At 40.2% G+C, this 16,182-nt stretch carries 14 protein-coding genes; 8 read left to right on the forward strand and 6 right to left on the reverse strand.

From position 1 onward, the window contains the following. Positions 1-4: 4 nt before the first annotated feature. Positions 5-4,111 carry a phosphodiester glycosidase family protein gene (locus tag ABE65_RS04505; RefSeq protein ID WP_066391782.1) on the reverse strand — a complete coding sequence of 1,369 codons (4,107 nt, stop codon included), beginning with the start codon at positions 4,109-4,111 and terminating at the stop codon, positions 5-7. Between the two features lie 327 nt (positions 4,112-4,438). Beyond that, a complete protein-coding gene (locus ABE65_RS21430; protein WP_082861289.1) occupies positions 4,439-4,555 on the reverse strand; it encodes a YjcZ family sporulation protein in 117 nt (38 codons plus the stop codon). 182 nt (positions 4,556-4,737) lie between these two features. Between ABE65_RS21430 and ABE65_RS04510 the strand changes: the two genes are divergently transcribed. The 3 genes from ABE65_RS04510 to ABE65_RS04520 all read left to right on the forward strand — a co-directional run bounded on the left by ABE65_RS04510 (position 4,738) and on the right by ABE65_RS04520 (position 8,206). Beyond that, on the forward strand, positions 4,738-5,283 hold the full coding sequence (locus tag ABE65_RS04510; RefSeq protein ID WP_066391784.1) for a 2'-5' RNA ligase family protein: 546 nt from the start codon (positions 4,738-4,740) through the stop codon (positions 5,281-5,283). 73 nt (positions 5,284-5,356) lie between these two features. Next, positions 5,357-5,818: a large conductance mechanosensitive channel protein MscL gene (gene mscL, locus ABE65_RS04515; protein WP_066391786.1), complete on the forward strand. Its 462-nt coding sequence runs from the start codon at positions 5,357-5,359 to the stop codon at positions 5,816-5,818. A 96-nt stretch (positions 5,819-5,914) separates the two neighbouring features. After that, positions 5,915-8,206 (forward strand): ATP-dependent DNA helicase, encoded by a 2,292-nt coding sequence (locus tag ABE65_RS04520; protein WP_066391793.1) that lies wholly within the window; start codon positions 5,915-5,917, stop codon positions 8,204-8,206. Positions 8,207-8,397: 191 nt separating this feature from the next. Here the strand turns inward: ABE65_RS04520 and ABE65_RS04525 are convergent, their stop codons facing one another. Next, positions 8,398-9,093, reverse strand: a complete 696-nt coding sequence (locus tag ABE65_RS04525) for a class I SAM-dependent methyltransferase (protein ID WP_156499113.1) — start codon at positions 9,091-9,093, stop codon at positions 8,398-8,400. Positions 9,094-9,211: 118 nt separating this feature from the next. On the opposite strand from ABE65_RS04525, the gene ABE65_RS04530 reads away from it, so the two are divergent. Further along, positions 9,212-9,733 carry a GNAT family N-acetyltransferase gene (locus tag ABE65_RS04530; protein WP_082861290.1) on the forward strand — a complete coding sequence of 174 codons (522 nt, stop codon included), beginning with the start codon at positions 9,212-9,214 and terminating at the stop codon, positions 9,731-9,733. Positions 9,734-9,788: 55 nt separating this feature from the next. On the opposite strand, the gene ABE65_RS04535 is transcribed toward ABE65_RS04530, so the two are convergent. Next, positions 9,789-10,430 carry a class I SAM-dependent methyltransferase gene (locus ABE65_RS04535; protein WP_066391801.1) on the reverse strand — a complete coding sequence of 214 codons (642 nt, stop codon included), beginning with the start codon at positions 10,428-10,430 and terminating at the stop codon, positions 9,789-9,791. A 266-nt stretch (positions 10,431-10,696) separates the two neighbouring features. Between ABE65_RS04535 and ABE65_RS04540 the strand changes: the two genes are divergently transcribed. Then, entirely contained in the window at positions 10,697-12,259 is a 1,563-nt protein-coding gene (locus ABE65_RS04540) for an AbgT family transporter (RefSeq protein WP_066391804.1), read from the forward strand. Between the two features lie 22 nt (positions 12,260-12,281). Beyond that, on the forward strand, positions 12,282-13,478 hold the full coding sequence (locus ABE65_RS04545; RefSeq protein ID WP_066391806.1) for a M20 metallopeptidase family protein: 1,197 nt from the start codon (positions 12,282-12,284) through the stop codon (positions 13,476-13,478). Positions 13,479-13,537: 59 nt separating this feature from the next. Here ABE65_RS04545 and ABE65_RS04550 read toward each other — a convergent pair whose 3' ends face one another. Beyond that, positions 13,538-13,822 carry a hypothetical protein gene (locus ABE65_RS04550; RefSeq protein WP_066391808.1) on the reverse strand — a complete coding sequence of 95 codons (285 nt, stop codon included), beginning with the start codon at positions 13,820-13,822 and terminating at the stop codon, positions 13,538-13,540. Positions 13,823-14,002: 180 nt separating this feature from the next. Between ABE65_RS04550 and ABE65_RS04555 the strand changes: the two genes are divergently transcribed. Then, positions 14,003-15,427, forward strand: coding sequence for an FAD-binding oxidoreductase (locus ABE65_RS04555; RefSeq protein WP_066391809.1), 1,425 nt, complete (start codon positions 14,003-14,005; stop codon positions 15,425-15,427). Next, positions 15,424-15,996 carry an MFS transporter gene (locus tag ABE65_RS04560; protein ID WP_066391816.1) on the forward strand — a complete coding sequence of 191 codons (573 nt, stop codon included), beginning with the start codon at positions 15,424-15,426 and terminating at the stop codon, positions 15,994-15,996. The genes ABE65_RS04555 and ABE65_RS04560 overlap by 4 nt, the downstream gene beginning before the upstream one ends. A 10-nt stretch (positions 15,997-16,006) precedes the next feature. On the opposite strand, the gene ABE65_RS21750 is transcribed toward ABE65_RS04560, so the two are convergent. Beyond that, entirely contained in the window at positions 16,007-16,177 is a 171-nt protein-coding gene (locus ABE65_RS21750) for a hypothetical protein (protein ID WP_156499114.1), read from the reverse strand. Between the last annotated feature and the right edge of the window lie 5 nt (positions 16,178-16,182).

Consider the following 16,182-nt stretch of genomic DNA (forward strand, 5'->3'; position numbering starts at 1 on the left):
TTATTTACTCCACTTCATACTCCTCGTTGACTACCGTAAATTCATCAATCAATTCTCCAGCAGAAGAAGTTGTCGTAAAGCTAATAGAGTCTTTATCTACTTTTGCATGCATGGAAACTGCTATTTTATCCATGTTCACAAACTCAAATTTCTCATCTGCTACAGCGTCATAATGCTTGTTTCCTGTTGTTCCAGCAACAACATAGACTGTTCCATTTGTATCTTCTTGTCCTGCTTTCAGTTTCTTTGTCCGGCCATATGAATGGTCGTGACCCGAGAATACAATGTCGATGCCAAGTTCGTCTGCAACAGGAGGAATCTTTTCCTTCAAAATTTCGTTACCGCCAAATGGGTTCGTGTAATACGGTGGTTTATGAGTCACAAGCATTTTCCATGGTTTATCAGAAGCAATCATATCTTGTCTCAACCACTTGAGCTGTTGGTCCAATACGTCAGCATCAGATGTGTATCCAAGAACAGCGATATGCATGTTGTTGTAATCCACTGAATAGGTTCCGCCCTTATCTGCATCAGGTCCATTCTTTGGTAAGTTGAAGATGGCTTTTGCAAGCGAACCGTCTGCATCACCCATGTACTCATGGTTCCCTAAGGCAGTAATTAAATCGGTTGCTCGAATGTTGCTATACTGACTCATCGTTGCTAACGAATCATCCCATTGTTTAAATTTAGAAGATTCGTCGATCAAATCACCAACATGAATCATAAAGGATAGATCTTTCTTGTTGAGATCTCCAAGGATTTTATTGAAATGCGTAAGGTCGGATGGTGACTGTGTATCACCTAGTACTGCAAATTCAAAGCTTTGTTTTCTCTTTAAAGTGGTAAATTCCATGAACTCTGACCAATGATTGCCATCACCAACACGGTATACATAAGTCGTGTCTTGCTGTAGTTTTTTTAGCTCTACTTCATTAATACGAACTACACCGTTCTTCTTGATATCGAGTTCTCCTGAAAATACTTGGTTATTTCCACTTGCTGTTTGCGTCTTTAATGAAGACATGCCTTTTTGCTCATAGTCTTTCTTTTTTGCATATTGCACAACTGATGATTCATCATCTTTAAGAGGGCTCGACATCCAAGTAAAGCCTTTCGTTTTATACGGGTTGCCTGTTGGATTCGAGATGATATTCTTAAACTCTGTTTCAGCAGCAAGGGCAGGGTATGTTTGTGTGTTGATCTTAAATGAATACTTACCATCCTTAACTGCATACAGTGCAATTTTCTTTACTTCATCTGTAAAGTAATCCACCGACAAAGTTCCGTTGAAATCCGTTTTTCCTAATAGGACAGGATCTGTCTCACCATCAATATGTGCAAACAATTCAGCATCTACAACGGCATCGTTTTTAAAATCTTTTACAGAAAGCTCTGTTGGTTTTCCTATTAGAATAGGTTCATGCGTCAAGCTGATTGCTGCATTTACTGGTACACGAACGGGTTTCATGGAAAACGTGGGAATAAAGTTCTCCGCTTGCGGCTGGCTAAAAACCATACTTCCTTCTAACAACTCATACTTCATTTCACTGCCTTCCTTTGTGGATGCAGGAACCTCTAACCGGATCGTTGCGGGATCTGCCGTTACAGATGTCTCACCGTTGTTGATTAGGTTAAGAGTTAAGATACCGGTTTCTGAATCGTAGTTTGAAGTACTCGACTGAAAAGCTTCTGAAAACAATACATCTTTAACCGGATATTCTTTATCAAGCTGCATCCGAATAGCAGCAGAACTAATTTCATCCGTATGTGTCATTTTAACTGCAAGTTTAAAGACATCACCTAAAAAGGCTTCTTCCTGTGCCTTAACAAGTTCAACTTTTGCTGATCCAGTATTCACTGAAAAATAGCTCGTATGAACAGCTTGATTTCCGAACTTGTCAGGAACGATCAATGTCACTTTATGTGTTCCATCGGCCCAACGATAACCACTTAACGAAACAGATCCGTCCATATCATAAGAAAAATGTCCTTCTGCATCTGCATAATTCTTCCCATCTACAAGGATACGGATTTTGTCCCAATCAATTCCTGTTTTAAAGAGATCTTCTTCATACTCGTTCACTTTTGCAGTGATGTTTACTTCATCTGTTGTAAAGCTTTTGTCTTCCGTACTAACGGATTGAATGACGGGAGGGAAGAGGTCATCTACCTTTTCGCCGTATACGGCTCGTATGTTATCAACATAGATAGATCCTTTTGTCATAGGTCCAGTAATCCCAGATTTTGTAGACATCAGGCGAATGGTTTGTGATCCTGATAACTTGAACGGACCTGTAAACGATGATGGAATTTCTGCCTCAATGTATTTCCAGCCTGTCCAGTCAATTCCTGGACTTTCAGCTGTAAGATTGATCGTCTGATTCTTCCCGTTACCATCCACAATTAGCATTCTTAGCCAATATCCTTGTGCTTCAGGTGTTCCGTACACCCACATGCCTATACTTGAAGGATTACCTTCGATAGGAGTATGTGCTCCAGGTCCAGCATAAACACCGAGCGTTGTTCCTGTTTGCGCATTTGAAAAATCAAAATCAAGTTTAAGAGACTGGTTGTCAAAACGGACTGGGTCTGGATATTCAGAAAGTGTTAGTGTTCCTTTTTCGCCACGACCTGCAGTGGAGGTTTTCCAGCCGGCCAATGACTCCTCAAAATTATGAAGTACTGTTGGAAGCTGTCCAACCGATACTTTTATCTGTGCTTCAAGAGGCGTTCCATTTAACCGTGCCGTGATTGTACCTTTTACGTTTTGATCTCCTGTATGAAGAATCCCATTTTCATCTATTGTTCCCATACCATCTGGGATATTAAATGTGATATCTTGCATACTCCATTTCACATCTCTTTTTTGAAACAAGGTAATTAGGTTGATCTCTGCTTGGCTGGTCTTAGCAACTGTCAATTCAGGAGAAGCAAAATACATTTCATCGGGTGTTTCAATCTCAATGATACTTTTACCGACTTCAGTACCATTATGTTTTAAAAGAATATGAAACTGACCGGATTTTCCATTAGATACGAATATTCCGTTATGATCAATCGTCCCATAAGAGGAATCAGATACTTCCCACGTTAAACCGGAACTTGGAAGTGGCGCCGAAGCTTTAGACTTGTCCAATCCTTTTGCATGAAAATTTATGGTTGAGCCAGGGGTGAACGACTTGTCGTACGGTTCGATGTGAGCGGTATGAAATACTTGATCAGAAGGTTCTTTTGTAACGATGAGCCACGAGTTCGCAACACTTCTTTCATTTCTATCCGATGGTTGATTGTCTACTTCTAATATATCTTCACCGAGCTTGCGAGTGGTAAAAGTAGAAGAACCACCTCCATCAAGATTTAGAGCGTGAACAGCACCATGATCAATCATGATTTGAGCTAAATCTTTCATCGATATTCCTGCTGAATAAGGTTCTTGTCTGCCGTCGATGACGACAAAGAAAACATCACCATCCTCCTTGATCCCAACTGCTGTTCGAGGCTCTTTATCCTGACCGGTTTGAGGAGTTTGATAGATTTGACTGTTTCTGACGAGGATCGCGTTACCACCGAGAGCTTCTTGAAGATCTGCTTTAATGGACTCGTATTCTGAAGGATTACCGATTACTGCGGTGCCATCTTTCTTTATTCCAAAAAAGTTCCATGTTCGTCCGCTTGTTCCTTTTATCGCGCGCCCGTCTTTATAAACCACACCATGAGGTTCACCCGTTGCCATGTTATAAAAATCAGCATTTACGGCGGCTACTACTTGGTGGTTTTCTTCACTAGCTGCATTTGCTTGTGATCTTACGGGCTGTAAACCAAATCCATTTTCATCGTTTGGAGTTCCAGCTTCAATAGAAACGTTAGAATTATGTACATCCACATCTACTACAAAACTCTCAATCTTTTTACCTTCCTTATTCAGAAAGTTATAGTGTTTCTCTTGTACACCAGGGGCGATATCTGCTCGATACTCATTAATAGGGGTTTGGATAATCTCAGAATCGAGATCAAACTCACCTAAAGCAATTGCACTGCCTGGTGATAATGTAGGGCTCATCAAACTCAGGGCAAGGACGGTGGGGAACAGCTTCTTCCAATGGTTTTTCATCTTTTCCTCCTATAAGCATTCAAATTTTTAGCAAGGTATACCCGTTAACAATAATGGAAAAATATTAATTTAATGTTAGTAATTTGTAATATGTGTTTATAGTTATACTAGAAAACTAAAGTAGTAGTTACAATAGGGCGAAAGTTCTCTTGTATCCAAACATATAAAGACCTGCACTCAGAAGAGCGCAGGTCTTTTCTCTCTCTATTTTTCTCTCTCTAGGTTCTCTCTATCTGTTTTCATACGAGGGGTTGTTAAGCAAAAGGTTTTAACGCAATTGATCACATCTGATGCATCAGAACGATTTCCACTCAGGAAATGAACTGATTAGCACCAGCCGTGTCCGCCACCGTAACCACCGCACCAACAGCACCCAACGATGATTAACAAGATAAATAGAACTACGATTAGAGCAAAGCTATTTCCGTAAGACTGATATCCCATTTAACCCACCTCCTTCTTTACAATGACAGAATATTAGAGGTACAAGTTAAAGGTTTGGGCGGAATTAGCCCATTTTTTCGGGACAAGAGCGGAAGCCTTATTTTCAGGAGAAATGCATTTACCAAAATGTGGTTTGCTGTATAATTACACTAAACAAACTTAGATAATTTGGAGCTGATAACATGTACGGTGTAATTGCTTATTTAAACAGTGAAACTGAACAGAAGATAGACGATCTAAGGAATGGACTTGAAAAAGAGGGAATCAAGGGTCATGGTATGCGTCCTCATGTAACTCTTGGCACACATCCCGAGGTAGATATTGAGTCGTTCAAAAAAACGTTTAAAGACTACTTTAACGATATCGCTGCTGTGCCACTTTTCTTTCCATCTCTAGCGATATTCTTAAACAGCGGAACATTATATGCAGCGCCGACTAAAAACAGCGTGCTTACAGATTTTCATCAGCGTTATCATGAACAGTTTAAGAACGATATAAACCAACAGTCTTTATACATTCCTGCTCACTGGGTGCCTCATTGCACGCTCGTAATGGATCTAACGCAGGAAGAATTAGTGAAGGCGTTTGATTATTCTACAAGAAACTTAGAGCCTTTTCATGCAACGATTGACAGTGTTGCACTTATTCAACTGACGTATGAAGCAGATGTTTGTACAGATGTAAAAGATATTCTAACTGTGAAACTGAAAAAAAATGATGTGAATTGATATCGGATGACGTTTGAAAGTAGATGCTGTATGGTTATACATATACTAGTCATACAGAAGGGAATTAAGGTACATGTGGAAAGAATTCAAAACATTTATTATGCGTGGCAATGTGATTGATCTTGCCATCGGTGTAATTATCGGAGCAGCTTTCAGTAAAATCGTCACTTCACTCGTTGAAGATGTGATCATGCCTCCGATTGGATTATTATTAGGTAAAGTGGATTTCAGCAATCTTTACATAAATTTAGGCAAAGGCGACTATGCCACCTTAGCAGATGCCCAAAAGGCGGGAGCAGCGACACTTAATTATGGATTATTTATTAACACGTTGATCAACTTTTTTATCATAGCGTTAGTCATCTTCTTAGTAGTGAAACAGATTAACCGTCTTAAAAAGAAAGAGGAAGTAAAGGCACCGGATACAAAAGAATGCAAATATTGTTTATCTACGATTCCGTTGAGAGCCGTAAAATGTCAAAGCTGTACGGCAGATCTAAATGATGATGCTGTAGTGAGGCAGTCCTCTGAGTAAGGGGGCTGTTTTTTTGTATCATGAAACCTCTATTTCTGAAAAGCTGTTGTGCTACAATTCTTACATAGAAGATTGAGAAAGAAGGGTAGGTGAAACATGATGGATGCTGTTAAAATCTCTGTTCGGTCCCTAGTTGAATATGCCTACCGTTCGGGGAGTATCGATTCTGGCTTCAAGTCCACCTCATCCTTAGTAGAAGGAACGAAGGCTCATCAAACGATACAAAAAACGTATGAAGAGAGTGATTTCGCAGAAGTATTTCTCCAAACGAGCTACCCCTACGAGAATCTTGAATATTGGATAGAAGGTCGATGTGATGGTCTTCTTTTACGCAATGATACCGTTACGATCGATGAGATCAAATCCACTGCGCGAAACTTGAGTGAGATAACAGACGAAACATATCTTGTCCATTGGGCTCAAGCGAAAGTCTATGCTTATATATACATGGAAAAAGAAGATATAGATAGAGTTACGGTACAGCTTACATATGTTCATGTTGATTCTGGCGAGCAGAAGAAATTTCAGAAAGAAGTTACATTTACAGAGCTTGAGGATTTCATGCTTCAACTTATAAAGACGTATGCACCTTTTGCCGAGCTCCGTCTATCGAATCAGCAAAAAAGGAATATCAGTATACGAGACCTTACTTTTCCGTTCCCGTCCTATCGCAATGGCCAGCGTAACTTTGCTGGTGCTATCTATAAAACGATCGTGGATAAGAAGACGTTGTTTGCAAACGCACCGACAGGGACAGGGAAAACCATCTCCACTCTGTTTCCAGCCGTCAAAGCGATAGGTGAAGAGAAGGCAGAAAAGATTTTTTATTTAACAGCCAAAACACTGAACCGAAAGAATGCAGAAGAAGCACTTTTGTTGATGAAAGAAAACGGCTTGTTTCTACAAAGCACGACCATCACGGCTAAAGACAAAGTCTGTTTTAAAGAAGAGACGCGTTGTGACCCATCGTATTGTGAGTTTGCCGATGGATATTTTGACAGAATAAATGGAGCGGTTCTTGATATCTTGAAAAATGAGACGGTGATGGATCGGGAAGTCATCTCGCAATACGCTCAAAAGCACAAAGTTTGTCCGTTCGAGTTCTCTGTAGATCTTGCTTATGCATCAGACAGTGTAATCTGTGATTACAATTATGTCTTCGATCCGAGAGTCTCGTTCAAACGATTATTTGAAGAGCAAAAGAAGCGTACGGTTCTTCTTATGGATGAAGTGCATAATCTTGTAGACAGAGCACGCGGCATGTATTCAGCAGAGATACTGAAATCTTCATTCTTACAACTCGCACGTGATTTTAAGGGGAAGCATGATGGGGTTTGGAATACGGCAAAAGCCGTTAACCAGGAACTTCTTTTGATAAAAAAAGAACATGAAGATAAAGATGTTGCTGTCATTGAATTGCAGGAAAAACTACTTGAGAGTCTAGAAGCTTTCTTAATACAGGCAGAGCAGCTATTAGCAAGTGGTGATAGCAGCGAACAACTATTAGAGACTTTTTTTGAAGCGCTGCAATGGGTAAAGATTTCACAGTTTTATGATGAACGTTTCGTAACCTTCATCTCCACGTTTAAAAGTGAAGTCAAAGTGCGTCTGTTCTGTATGGATCCTTCTCAACTTCTTTTACAAACAGGTAAAAAATATGGCTCACGTATTTATTTTTCAGCAACACTCTCACCGCTTTCTTACTTTCGCGAGATGCTTGGAGGAGAGGAAGACGATTACACCATCCGGATGCCTTCTCCTTATGAAAAAGAACAGCTAGATGTGTTTGTTCAGCCCTTGTCTACGCGTTTTAGAGACCGGGAGAAAACAATAGATCCGATTGTGGGTATGATCAAAGACTTGGTCGCAAACAGACCCGGAAACTATCTTGTTTTCTTTCCATCTTATCGCTATATGACAGATATCTATGAACGAATGTTAGAAGAAGATCAAGCCTTTTCCCTTATCGTTCAGCATCCTGCTATGAAAGAAGAAGAGCGGGAAACCTTTTTAGCTCATTATGAATCTGTAGGTGAGAACTCTCTTGTTGGGCTAGCGGTCATGGGCGGCATCTTTTCTGAAGGAATTGATCTAAAAGGAGATAAGCTGACCGGTGCTGTCATCATTGGTGTTGGTTTGCCTCAAGTAGGGTTAGAACGCGATACGATGAAAGATTACTTTCAGCGAGCAGGCAAGAATGGTTACGATTTCGCATACGTGTATCCTGGAATGAATAAAGTACTGCAGGCAGGTGGACGTGTGATTCGGTCAGAAGAGGATCGAGGTACACTCGTTTTAGTCGATGACCGTTTTCTAACAAGAAAGTACGTGGAGATGCTGCCTGAAGAGTGGCGGGATTTTGTTGTGTTGGACCGCTCGTTTATGTAGTTGTATTGTGTGTGCTTTGTCGAAAAGCCTATAAATGATTTTGAAGGCCTATAAAATTATTTGAAGGCCTAATAATAGATTTAAAGGCCCATAAAGTGAAAATTAGGGTCCATAAACGACTCACAAGCAATCTTCACACATATCTTAAGCCATCAAAAAACACTTGGAGATGAGACTCCAAGTGTTTGTATTTATTTTCGAAACAAACCAGCATTTAAGAATGGCAGGCCGAAAGTATCAGCAGGTTGTGAGATTTCTTCCATCTTTCGTAATTCAACCTCTTTAAAATCAGAGAAAACTTCCCGCATCCGTTCAAACGTATAACCTAATCCGCCTTGCATCGAACGGTCTTTGTACACGTCCATATCAGGAATATCTAACCCCATGCCGACAGCATCAAAGCACGTAATCGCGAAATGCCCGCCATCTTTTAAACACTTGTTTAAAAGGTTTAGATAACTCACACGGCGATGAGGAGGTACGTGATGGAAACACCCAGAATCATAAATAAGATCATATTCCATGTGAGGTAGGTCCATCTCAAAGATACTTCCTTGAATAAATTTCACATCGACACCTTTTTCTTTAGCGCGTTCACGAGCCCATTTCAGCCCTTCGCTAGAGAGGTCAACCGCATCTACTTCAAATCCAAGCTGCGCTAAAAAGATTGCATTTCGACCAGGACCACATCCAAGTTCTAACACACGGCCAGGCTTAAGCAAACCACGTTCAATATAGTTCACAAGATTTTCATCAGGTGCGTCAACAAAAAAAGGAATCTTCTTATTTCTGTCTTCATAAAAAGAGTTCCAGAACGCGCCCTCATCTCGTAAAAGAGAATCAAGCATGTCAAAAACATGTTCATTTTTTGTAATCAAATTTGTCAAATAATCATCCGCCTTTCTCATTCAAAACGAGGACCTGACTAACTAAAAGGTATATCTCTATTTTACCAAAAAATAGGCTATAATGGGGTAATTCAAGGAAAAAAAGAAGGGTGAAAAAATGAAGAAATTAACGAATTTAGATGAGTTAACTCTCATGAAAGCTGGCAGAGATGAAGTGAAAGGAATAGCGAGAGTTTGCTCAGAAGGATGGCGCGCTACATACGGTTACTTAGAAGATGAAGCTTATGTGAACAGAGTGATTGAAGAGTATTATAACGAGAACAGAATTGAAAACGAAGTGACAGAGTTCAGCGAGAACTGGCACGGCTATTTCGTAGCAAAAGAAAATGGAGAAGTAGTAGGTGCGATCGGCGGAGGAACGATTGGTAAAGAAATAGGTGAAATCTTTGTGTTCTACATGAATCCGAACAAGAGAAACAGAGGAATTGGGTCAAAACTATTAACCTATTACACAGAATATCAGAAAAAATTAGGTATTAAAGAACAATGGCTATCCGCGCAAAAAGGTAACGAAAAAGCCATCCCTTTTTACGAAGCAAAAGGGTTTGTCAAACAATCTGAAAAGAGGAGTGAAGGAAGCGGAAAACACTTGTCTATTCGATATATGCGAGAAATTTAAGAGCCCCTCAAGCAGAGGAGCTTTTTTTAAAACCGATTTATAAGTTTAGCTGTAATTAGTCTACGATCGCCTTCTTACGTAAAAGCAAGGATTGAAAGTTCATACCTATACCTCGTCCAGCTTCTGTAACAACGTGGAAATCTTGTACCTCGAATAGAGGTGCTACCACATCAAGTAAATCTTCATCGGTATAAAAGGAGAAGAATCGCTTTGGAATATATGAATCTTCTTGCCACACTCCCTCAGAATCTTTACCGCCGTAAACGCCCATGTAGAATAAACCATCCTCTGATAATACGGTATGAATGTTTTTAAGAACAGCAGGCAGGCTTACCTTTGGAACGTGAAGCAGCGTATTCATCGCCCATACGGCATCAAAAGATTCAGCATCAAAAAGTAGTTTGTAATAATCCATTACTTCTGCTTTTAAACCTTTTGCACGGCACGTTTCTACCATGTTAGGAGAGAGATCGATACACGTCACATCCAAGTCATGTTGAGATAAATATTTTCCGTGCTGACCTGATCCAGCTCCAAGATCAAGAACGGTATGTTGGTGTTTTTTTGGACTAGATGTAAGAGCCGCAACAAAGGCATTTAGTTCGTCAAACTTCCAACTCTTAATCTCTGATTGATCACGCGAATCAGCTTGCTCGTTGTAGCTTGCTTTCAGACTTTCTTTTAATAAAAGATCCATGTGTTCTCTCCCTTATCTTTATCTGAAGATGGGTTCTCTAAGCAAATAATGTATTTATTATAGCGAAAGAATGGCAAGAGGTAAATTTAGAAATGAAAGAATATTCCGCAAAGGAAAACCCTTACATTCCTCTAATTGCGCATCCAGTCTACCATCTAGTAATAAAGTAGCGTTCTAAATGCCCCCTTGAAACCGAATGGTAGAGACGGTAGAATGTGAAGAAATTTAAATTTTTCTGAAAATTCATAAACAAAGGGAGGATATCCATGGCGCGTTCAGCATTGAAAGCAGTACCTTCACCAAATTCACCAGATCCAGGTAACAAAAATATTTTTTATAAAGCGTTGGACTGGGTAGAGAAGAACGGAAATAAATTACCGGATGTTCTTACTTTGTTTGTCATCATCACGGCCGTTATCTTACTAGGTTCACTCATAGCAGGAGTAGCTGGTTGGAGTGCCGTGAATCCGGCTAATAATGAAGAAATTACAGCAGTCAATCTATTAAACGAAGAAGGAATCATAAGGATGCTGAGTGAACTTGTCAGTAACTTTGTGAACTTCCCACCGCTCGGTCTCGTGCTTGTTGTTATGCTTGGAGTAGGTCTAGCTGAATCAACAGGATTGATTTCAGCTTTTATGCGAAGAGTTGTATTAGCGTCACCGAAAGCACTCATCTTACCGATTATCATTTTCATTGGAATCGTTGGTAACGCAGCTGCTGATGCTGCTTTAATCGTACTTCCTCCTGTAGCAGCCATGGTATTTCTTACTCTTGGTCGTCATCCGATTGCAGGTCTTGCAGCGGCATATGCAGCAGTCGCGGGCGGATTTAGTGCAAATATCATCATTAGTATGCTTGATGTGATGCTTGCTGGTTTCACAGAATCTGCCGCTCACCTTCAAGATAAAACGTATACAGCAAACCCTGCTATGAATTACTACTTCATGCTTGCTTCCACCTTTGTGTTGTTACCAGTAGCCGTTTGGGTCACGACAAAGATCGTGGAACCACGTCTCGGGGAATACCAAGTTCCTGAAGATCTTGAAGTGAAGAAACAAGCTCTAACTTCTGAAGAGAAAAGGGGCTTGAAATGGGCAACAATTTCTCTTTTTATCTATACAACTATCATTCTACTTGTGACCGTTCCAAAAGGCGCTATGTTGCGCCATGCAAAAACAGGTGAACTTATCGATTCTCCTTTTATGGACTCTTTGGTTCCGATCATGCTTCTTTTCTTTATGATTCCAGCCATGGCTTATGGATTCGGATCTAAAGTCTTAAAAAATGATAAAGACGTAGCTGAACATTTAACAAAAGCGATGAGCGGTATGGGCTACTATATCGTGCTTGCTTTTATTGCGGCCCAGATGATCGCTTATTTTAGTTGGAGTAACTTAGGGTCGATCATTGCAATTACGGGAGCTGACTTCTTAAAAGAATCAGGATTTACAGGACTTCCATTATTGATCGCGTTCATTCTTTTTACAGCGCTAGTAAACTTACTCATCGCTAGTTCTTCGGCTAAATGGGCTATATTAGGACCAGTATTCGTTCCGATGTTCATGGCTTTAGATTATAGTCCTGCATTTACACAGATGGCCTATCGGATCGGTGACTCGATAACGAACACGATCACTCCGATGCTTGCCTATTTTGCTATTTTACTAACTTTTGCGAAAAAGTTTGATAAGAGTATGGGGATGGGGACTTTAATATCCTCCTTACTGCCTTACACGATCGCTTATACGATTTTTTGGTGTCTATTATTTACTGTCTGGTACGTGCTAGGACTTCCGCTAGGACCTGGCGAATATATAAAAATGTAGATGATAAGAGGAGTGAACAGGAATGGAACAATTATTTAGCCGTCTGGCAAACTATCAAGATGAAATGGTGGAGATACGCAGACATCTTCACCAAAATCCAGAACTTTCATTTGAAGAAGTTGAAACACCAGCCTTTATTGCATCGTATCATGAGGCATTAGGTTTAGAGGTGCGAACTGGGGTAGGTGGTCGAGGTGTTGTTGCGAAGTTAAAAGGTGGAAAGCCTGGTAAAACAGTGGCACTCCGAGCAGATTTTGATGCACTTCCGATTCAGGAAGAAAATGCTTCTCCATACAAATCGAAAGTGCCTGGTGTTATGCATGCGTGTGGGCATGACGGTCACACAGCATCGCTACTCGTACTCGCAAAAGTTCTAACAGAGCTTAAGGAAGAAGTGGAAGGGACGATCGTATTTATCCATCAGCACGCTGAGGAGCTCGCCCCTGGTGGAGCGATTGCCATGATTGAAGACGGTTGCCTAGATGGCGTGGATGTGATCTATGGAACACATCTTTGGGCAACGATGCCAACTGGAACAATCGGTTTTCGAACAGGTCCAGTTATGGCTGCAGCCGATTCGTTCACGATAAAAGTTCAAGGAAAAGGGGGACACGGTGCACAGCCTCATAAAACAAAAGACAGCATTGTAATTGGAGCCCAGCTTGTTTCAAACCTTCAGCAGATCGTGAGCCGCAGAGTTAATCCACTAGATGCAGCTGTCGTATCGGTAGGTGCGTTTGAAGCGAAGAATGCGTTCAACGTTATCGCAGATACAGCAAAGCTAACAGGAACGGTTCGCACATTTAAGGAAGAAGTACGAGTTGCCATCGAGCAAGAGATCGACCGCATTGCAAAAGGTACGTGTCTGGCATCAGATGCCTCCTATGAGTATGTATTTAAACGTGGATATCCAGCCGTTGTAAACCACAAAGACGACACAGAGTTTGTTGTAGATGTAGCAAGAAAAGTTCCAGGAGTTATCGAACTTGAAGAAATTGAACCGCAAATGGGTGGAGAAGATTATTCTTATTATTTGGAAAGAGTTCCAGGCACCTTCTTCTTCACTGGGGCGCTAGATGATTCTTGGGAAGAGGTCTTTCCACATCATCACCCAAAATTCAAGATCAACGAGGATGCTTTATTGATTGCAGCCAGTTTATTAGGAGCTGCAACACTTTCATATCTAAAACAAGATTCTCCAACAAAAGTTTTGAGCTAATAAAATTAAATCATGAAAAAGCTCCCTTACGTATGGGAGCTTTTTTTATATTTATGAGATTATTCCCAACAGCTGTCAGGAGCAGTTCCACCAGGAATTTCACCAGGATTTCCGCCGGAATCATTTCCATTAGATTTCTTGGATTTCTTAGAAGATTTTTTAGACTTTACAGCAGGAGCTTTCTTAGACTTCTTACGCTTTAGACCATCACCTAAAAGAGAACGTAAAGCTTCAACAGTACCAGCTTCAGCACCGTTTTCAGCAGTCACTTCAGCCTCAGTCTCTGTGCCGTTCTCACCTAGAGAATTCAATGCTTCTAATAGTTCTTTTCTTTTTTTACCCAATCGTATCACCCCCACTATTACTATATGAAATGCTAGAAAGAGTGCTTGTACGAAACACCATTTTTAAGAGGAAGAAGCGTCTAAATTCTGTTTATAAAAGTAAAAATGTATTGATAAATTAACGGGTATCATTTTATAATAAATGTGTAAAATTACACTTTTAAATGTAGGGGTGAGAGAATGAAAGGGAAATATCTTTTGATTGGGCTTTCATTATATGGTATTGCATTTTACACGAGTACCTCCATCCATTCACATCAACAGAAAACAGTGGTCATAGAGGACGCGGGAAAGCTTTTGCCTACAAAGATGAAAGAGGTCAAGAGCACGCAATCTACGGAGGAGCTGCAGAATTGGGTGAGAAAAGAAAAGACGATCTCAATCGCTGGGATGCAACATAGTCAGGGTGGGCATACGGTCTATCCAAATGGAACGCTGCTTGATATGAAAAGTTATAACAAGATCCTGGACTTTAACCCAAAAGAAAAAACGATAACGGTTCAAAGTGGTGTGACGTGGGCTGATATTCAGAAGAAGATTAATCCATACGGACTTTCCATTCAAGTTATGCAGTCACAAAATATATTTACTGTTGGTGGCGCTCTTAGTGTTAACGTTCATGGAAGGGATATCAGATATGGTTCTCTGATCGATACGGTGGATTCTTTTCGCTTGTTAAAACCAGATGGTGAGATCATTTCTGTTAGTCGTGATGAGAACAGTGAATATTTTTCATATGTAATAGGCGGCTACGGTCTTTTTGGAATCATACTCGATGTCACACTGCAATTGGCTGAAGATGAGCTGTATGAACAACGCATATCCACCATGAATTACAAAGCATACGAAGAGCATTTTAAGAATAACGTTCAGAACGATGAGAAGGTTAAGATGCACCTTGCTCGCTTATCTGTAGCACCTAAGACCTTTTTAAAAGAAATGTATGTAACGGACTATGTATTTGCAGATGACCAAAAAAAGTTAACTAGATATTCAAAGTTAAATGAAGAAGAAAAAGTGGCACTTCCAAAGTTCATGTTAGGCATGTCTCGTTATAGTGATTGGGGAAAAGATGTATTTTGGGAGACTCAAAAGAAACACTTTCAAAATAGCAATGGCAGCTACCAATCAAGAAATAATGTAATGAGATCAGATAGTACGTTCATGGAATATGAAAACGCCAATCGAACAGAAGTATTGCAAGAATATTTTGTACCTGTTGATGAGTTTGCTTCTTATATTGACGATCTAAGAAAGGTGTTAGAAAAAGAAGATCTGAACCTATTAAATATTACGATTCGGTACGTCGAGCATGATGAGGATGCCGTGTTGTCTTATGCGAAGGATGATATGTTTGCTCTTGTGCTATTGATCAATCAAGGCCGTTCTGAAAAAGAGATAAGAAAAACAGAGAAAATCATTCAGAAGATGATTGACGTAACGATAGATCACGATGGAAGCTATTACTTACCTTATTATTCATATCCGACAAAGAAACAACTAAAACAAGCATATCCCCGTATCGATGAGTTCTTTCAGAAAAAGCGGGAGCTCGATCCTGATGAGCGGTTCAAAAATCTTTTTTATGAGGTGTATGCACAATGAATTATCGTACATTCGTAACAGCACAAAGTCTTTTAATGACAGCAAGCTCGATGGTATTTCCCTTCTATCTGCTTCTCATTCGTAATATCGGTGACAGCTACTCGCAGTTTGGTTTAGCATACGGACTTTTTGCACTGACTGGAGCACTGGTTCATCCTATAATTGGAAGACTTTCAGATCAATTAGGTGACCGCACCTTCATTCTGGTACATACATGGGGTATGGCTGGAATCATGTTGGTTATACCGATCATTGAAACAGTAACTGCTCTTTATCTCGTCCAAATTGTAATGGGTATACTAGGTGCAATACAAAAAACGTCGGAAAAAACCGTTTTGGCTAGGCAGTCGAATGGTGGGCAAGCAGGGAAAAAGATAGGAAGCTATCACCTTTGGACAAGTGTATGGGGAGCGATCGCGGTCATGTTAACAGGGTATCTGATCGATTTTTTAACGATCGGAAGTCTATTCTACATCGCATCAATTCTATACATGATCTCCGGTTTTCTCATTCTAAAGTCAGCAGCCATTACACTTAGGGTACAACAAAAAAAGCCTGTACAGCTATAGCTGACGGGCTTTATGTGTACATTTGATAAAGGATCCAAGTGATGACCAAGCACTGGAGTGCAAGAACAACGATTCTTTTGGCAGTATGCTTCACGCCATTATTTAATATTCTAGTAAACAATGTTTCAAACGTGATTACGATCAAGAATGTGTAAATAAAGCCTAGAAGCAGTTCTTCCATTTTTT

Origin of the sequence: Fictibacillus phosphorivorans (genome assembly GCF_001629705.1) — a bacterium.
GTDB classification, from domain to species: domain Bacteria; phylum Bacillota; class Bacilli; order Bacillales; family Fictibacillaceae; genus Fictibacillus; species Fictibacillus phosphorivorans_A.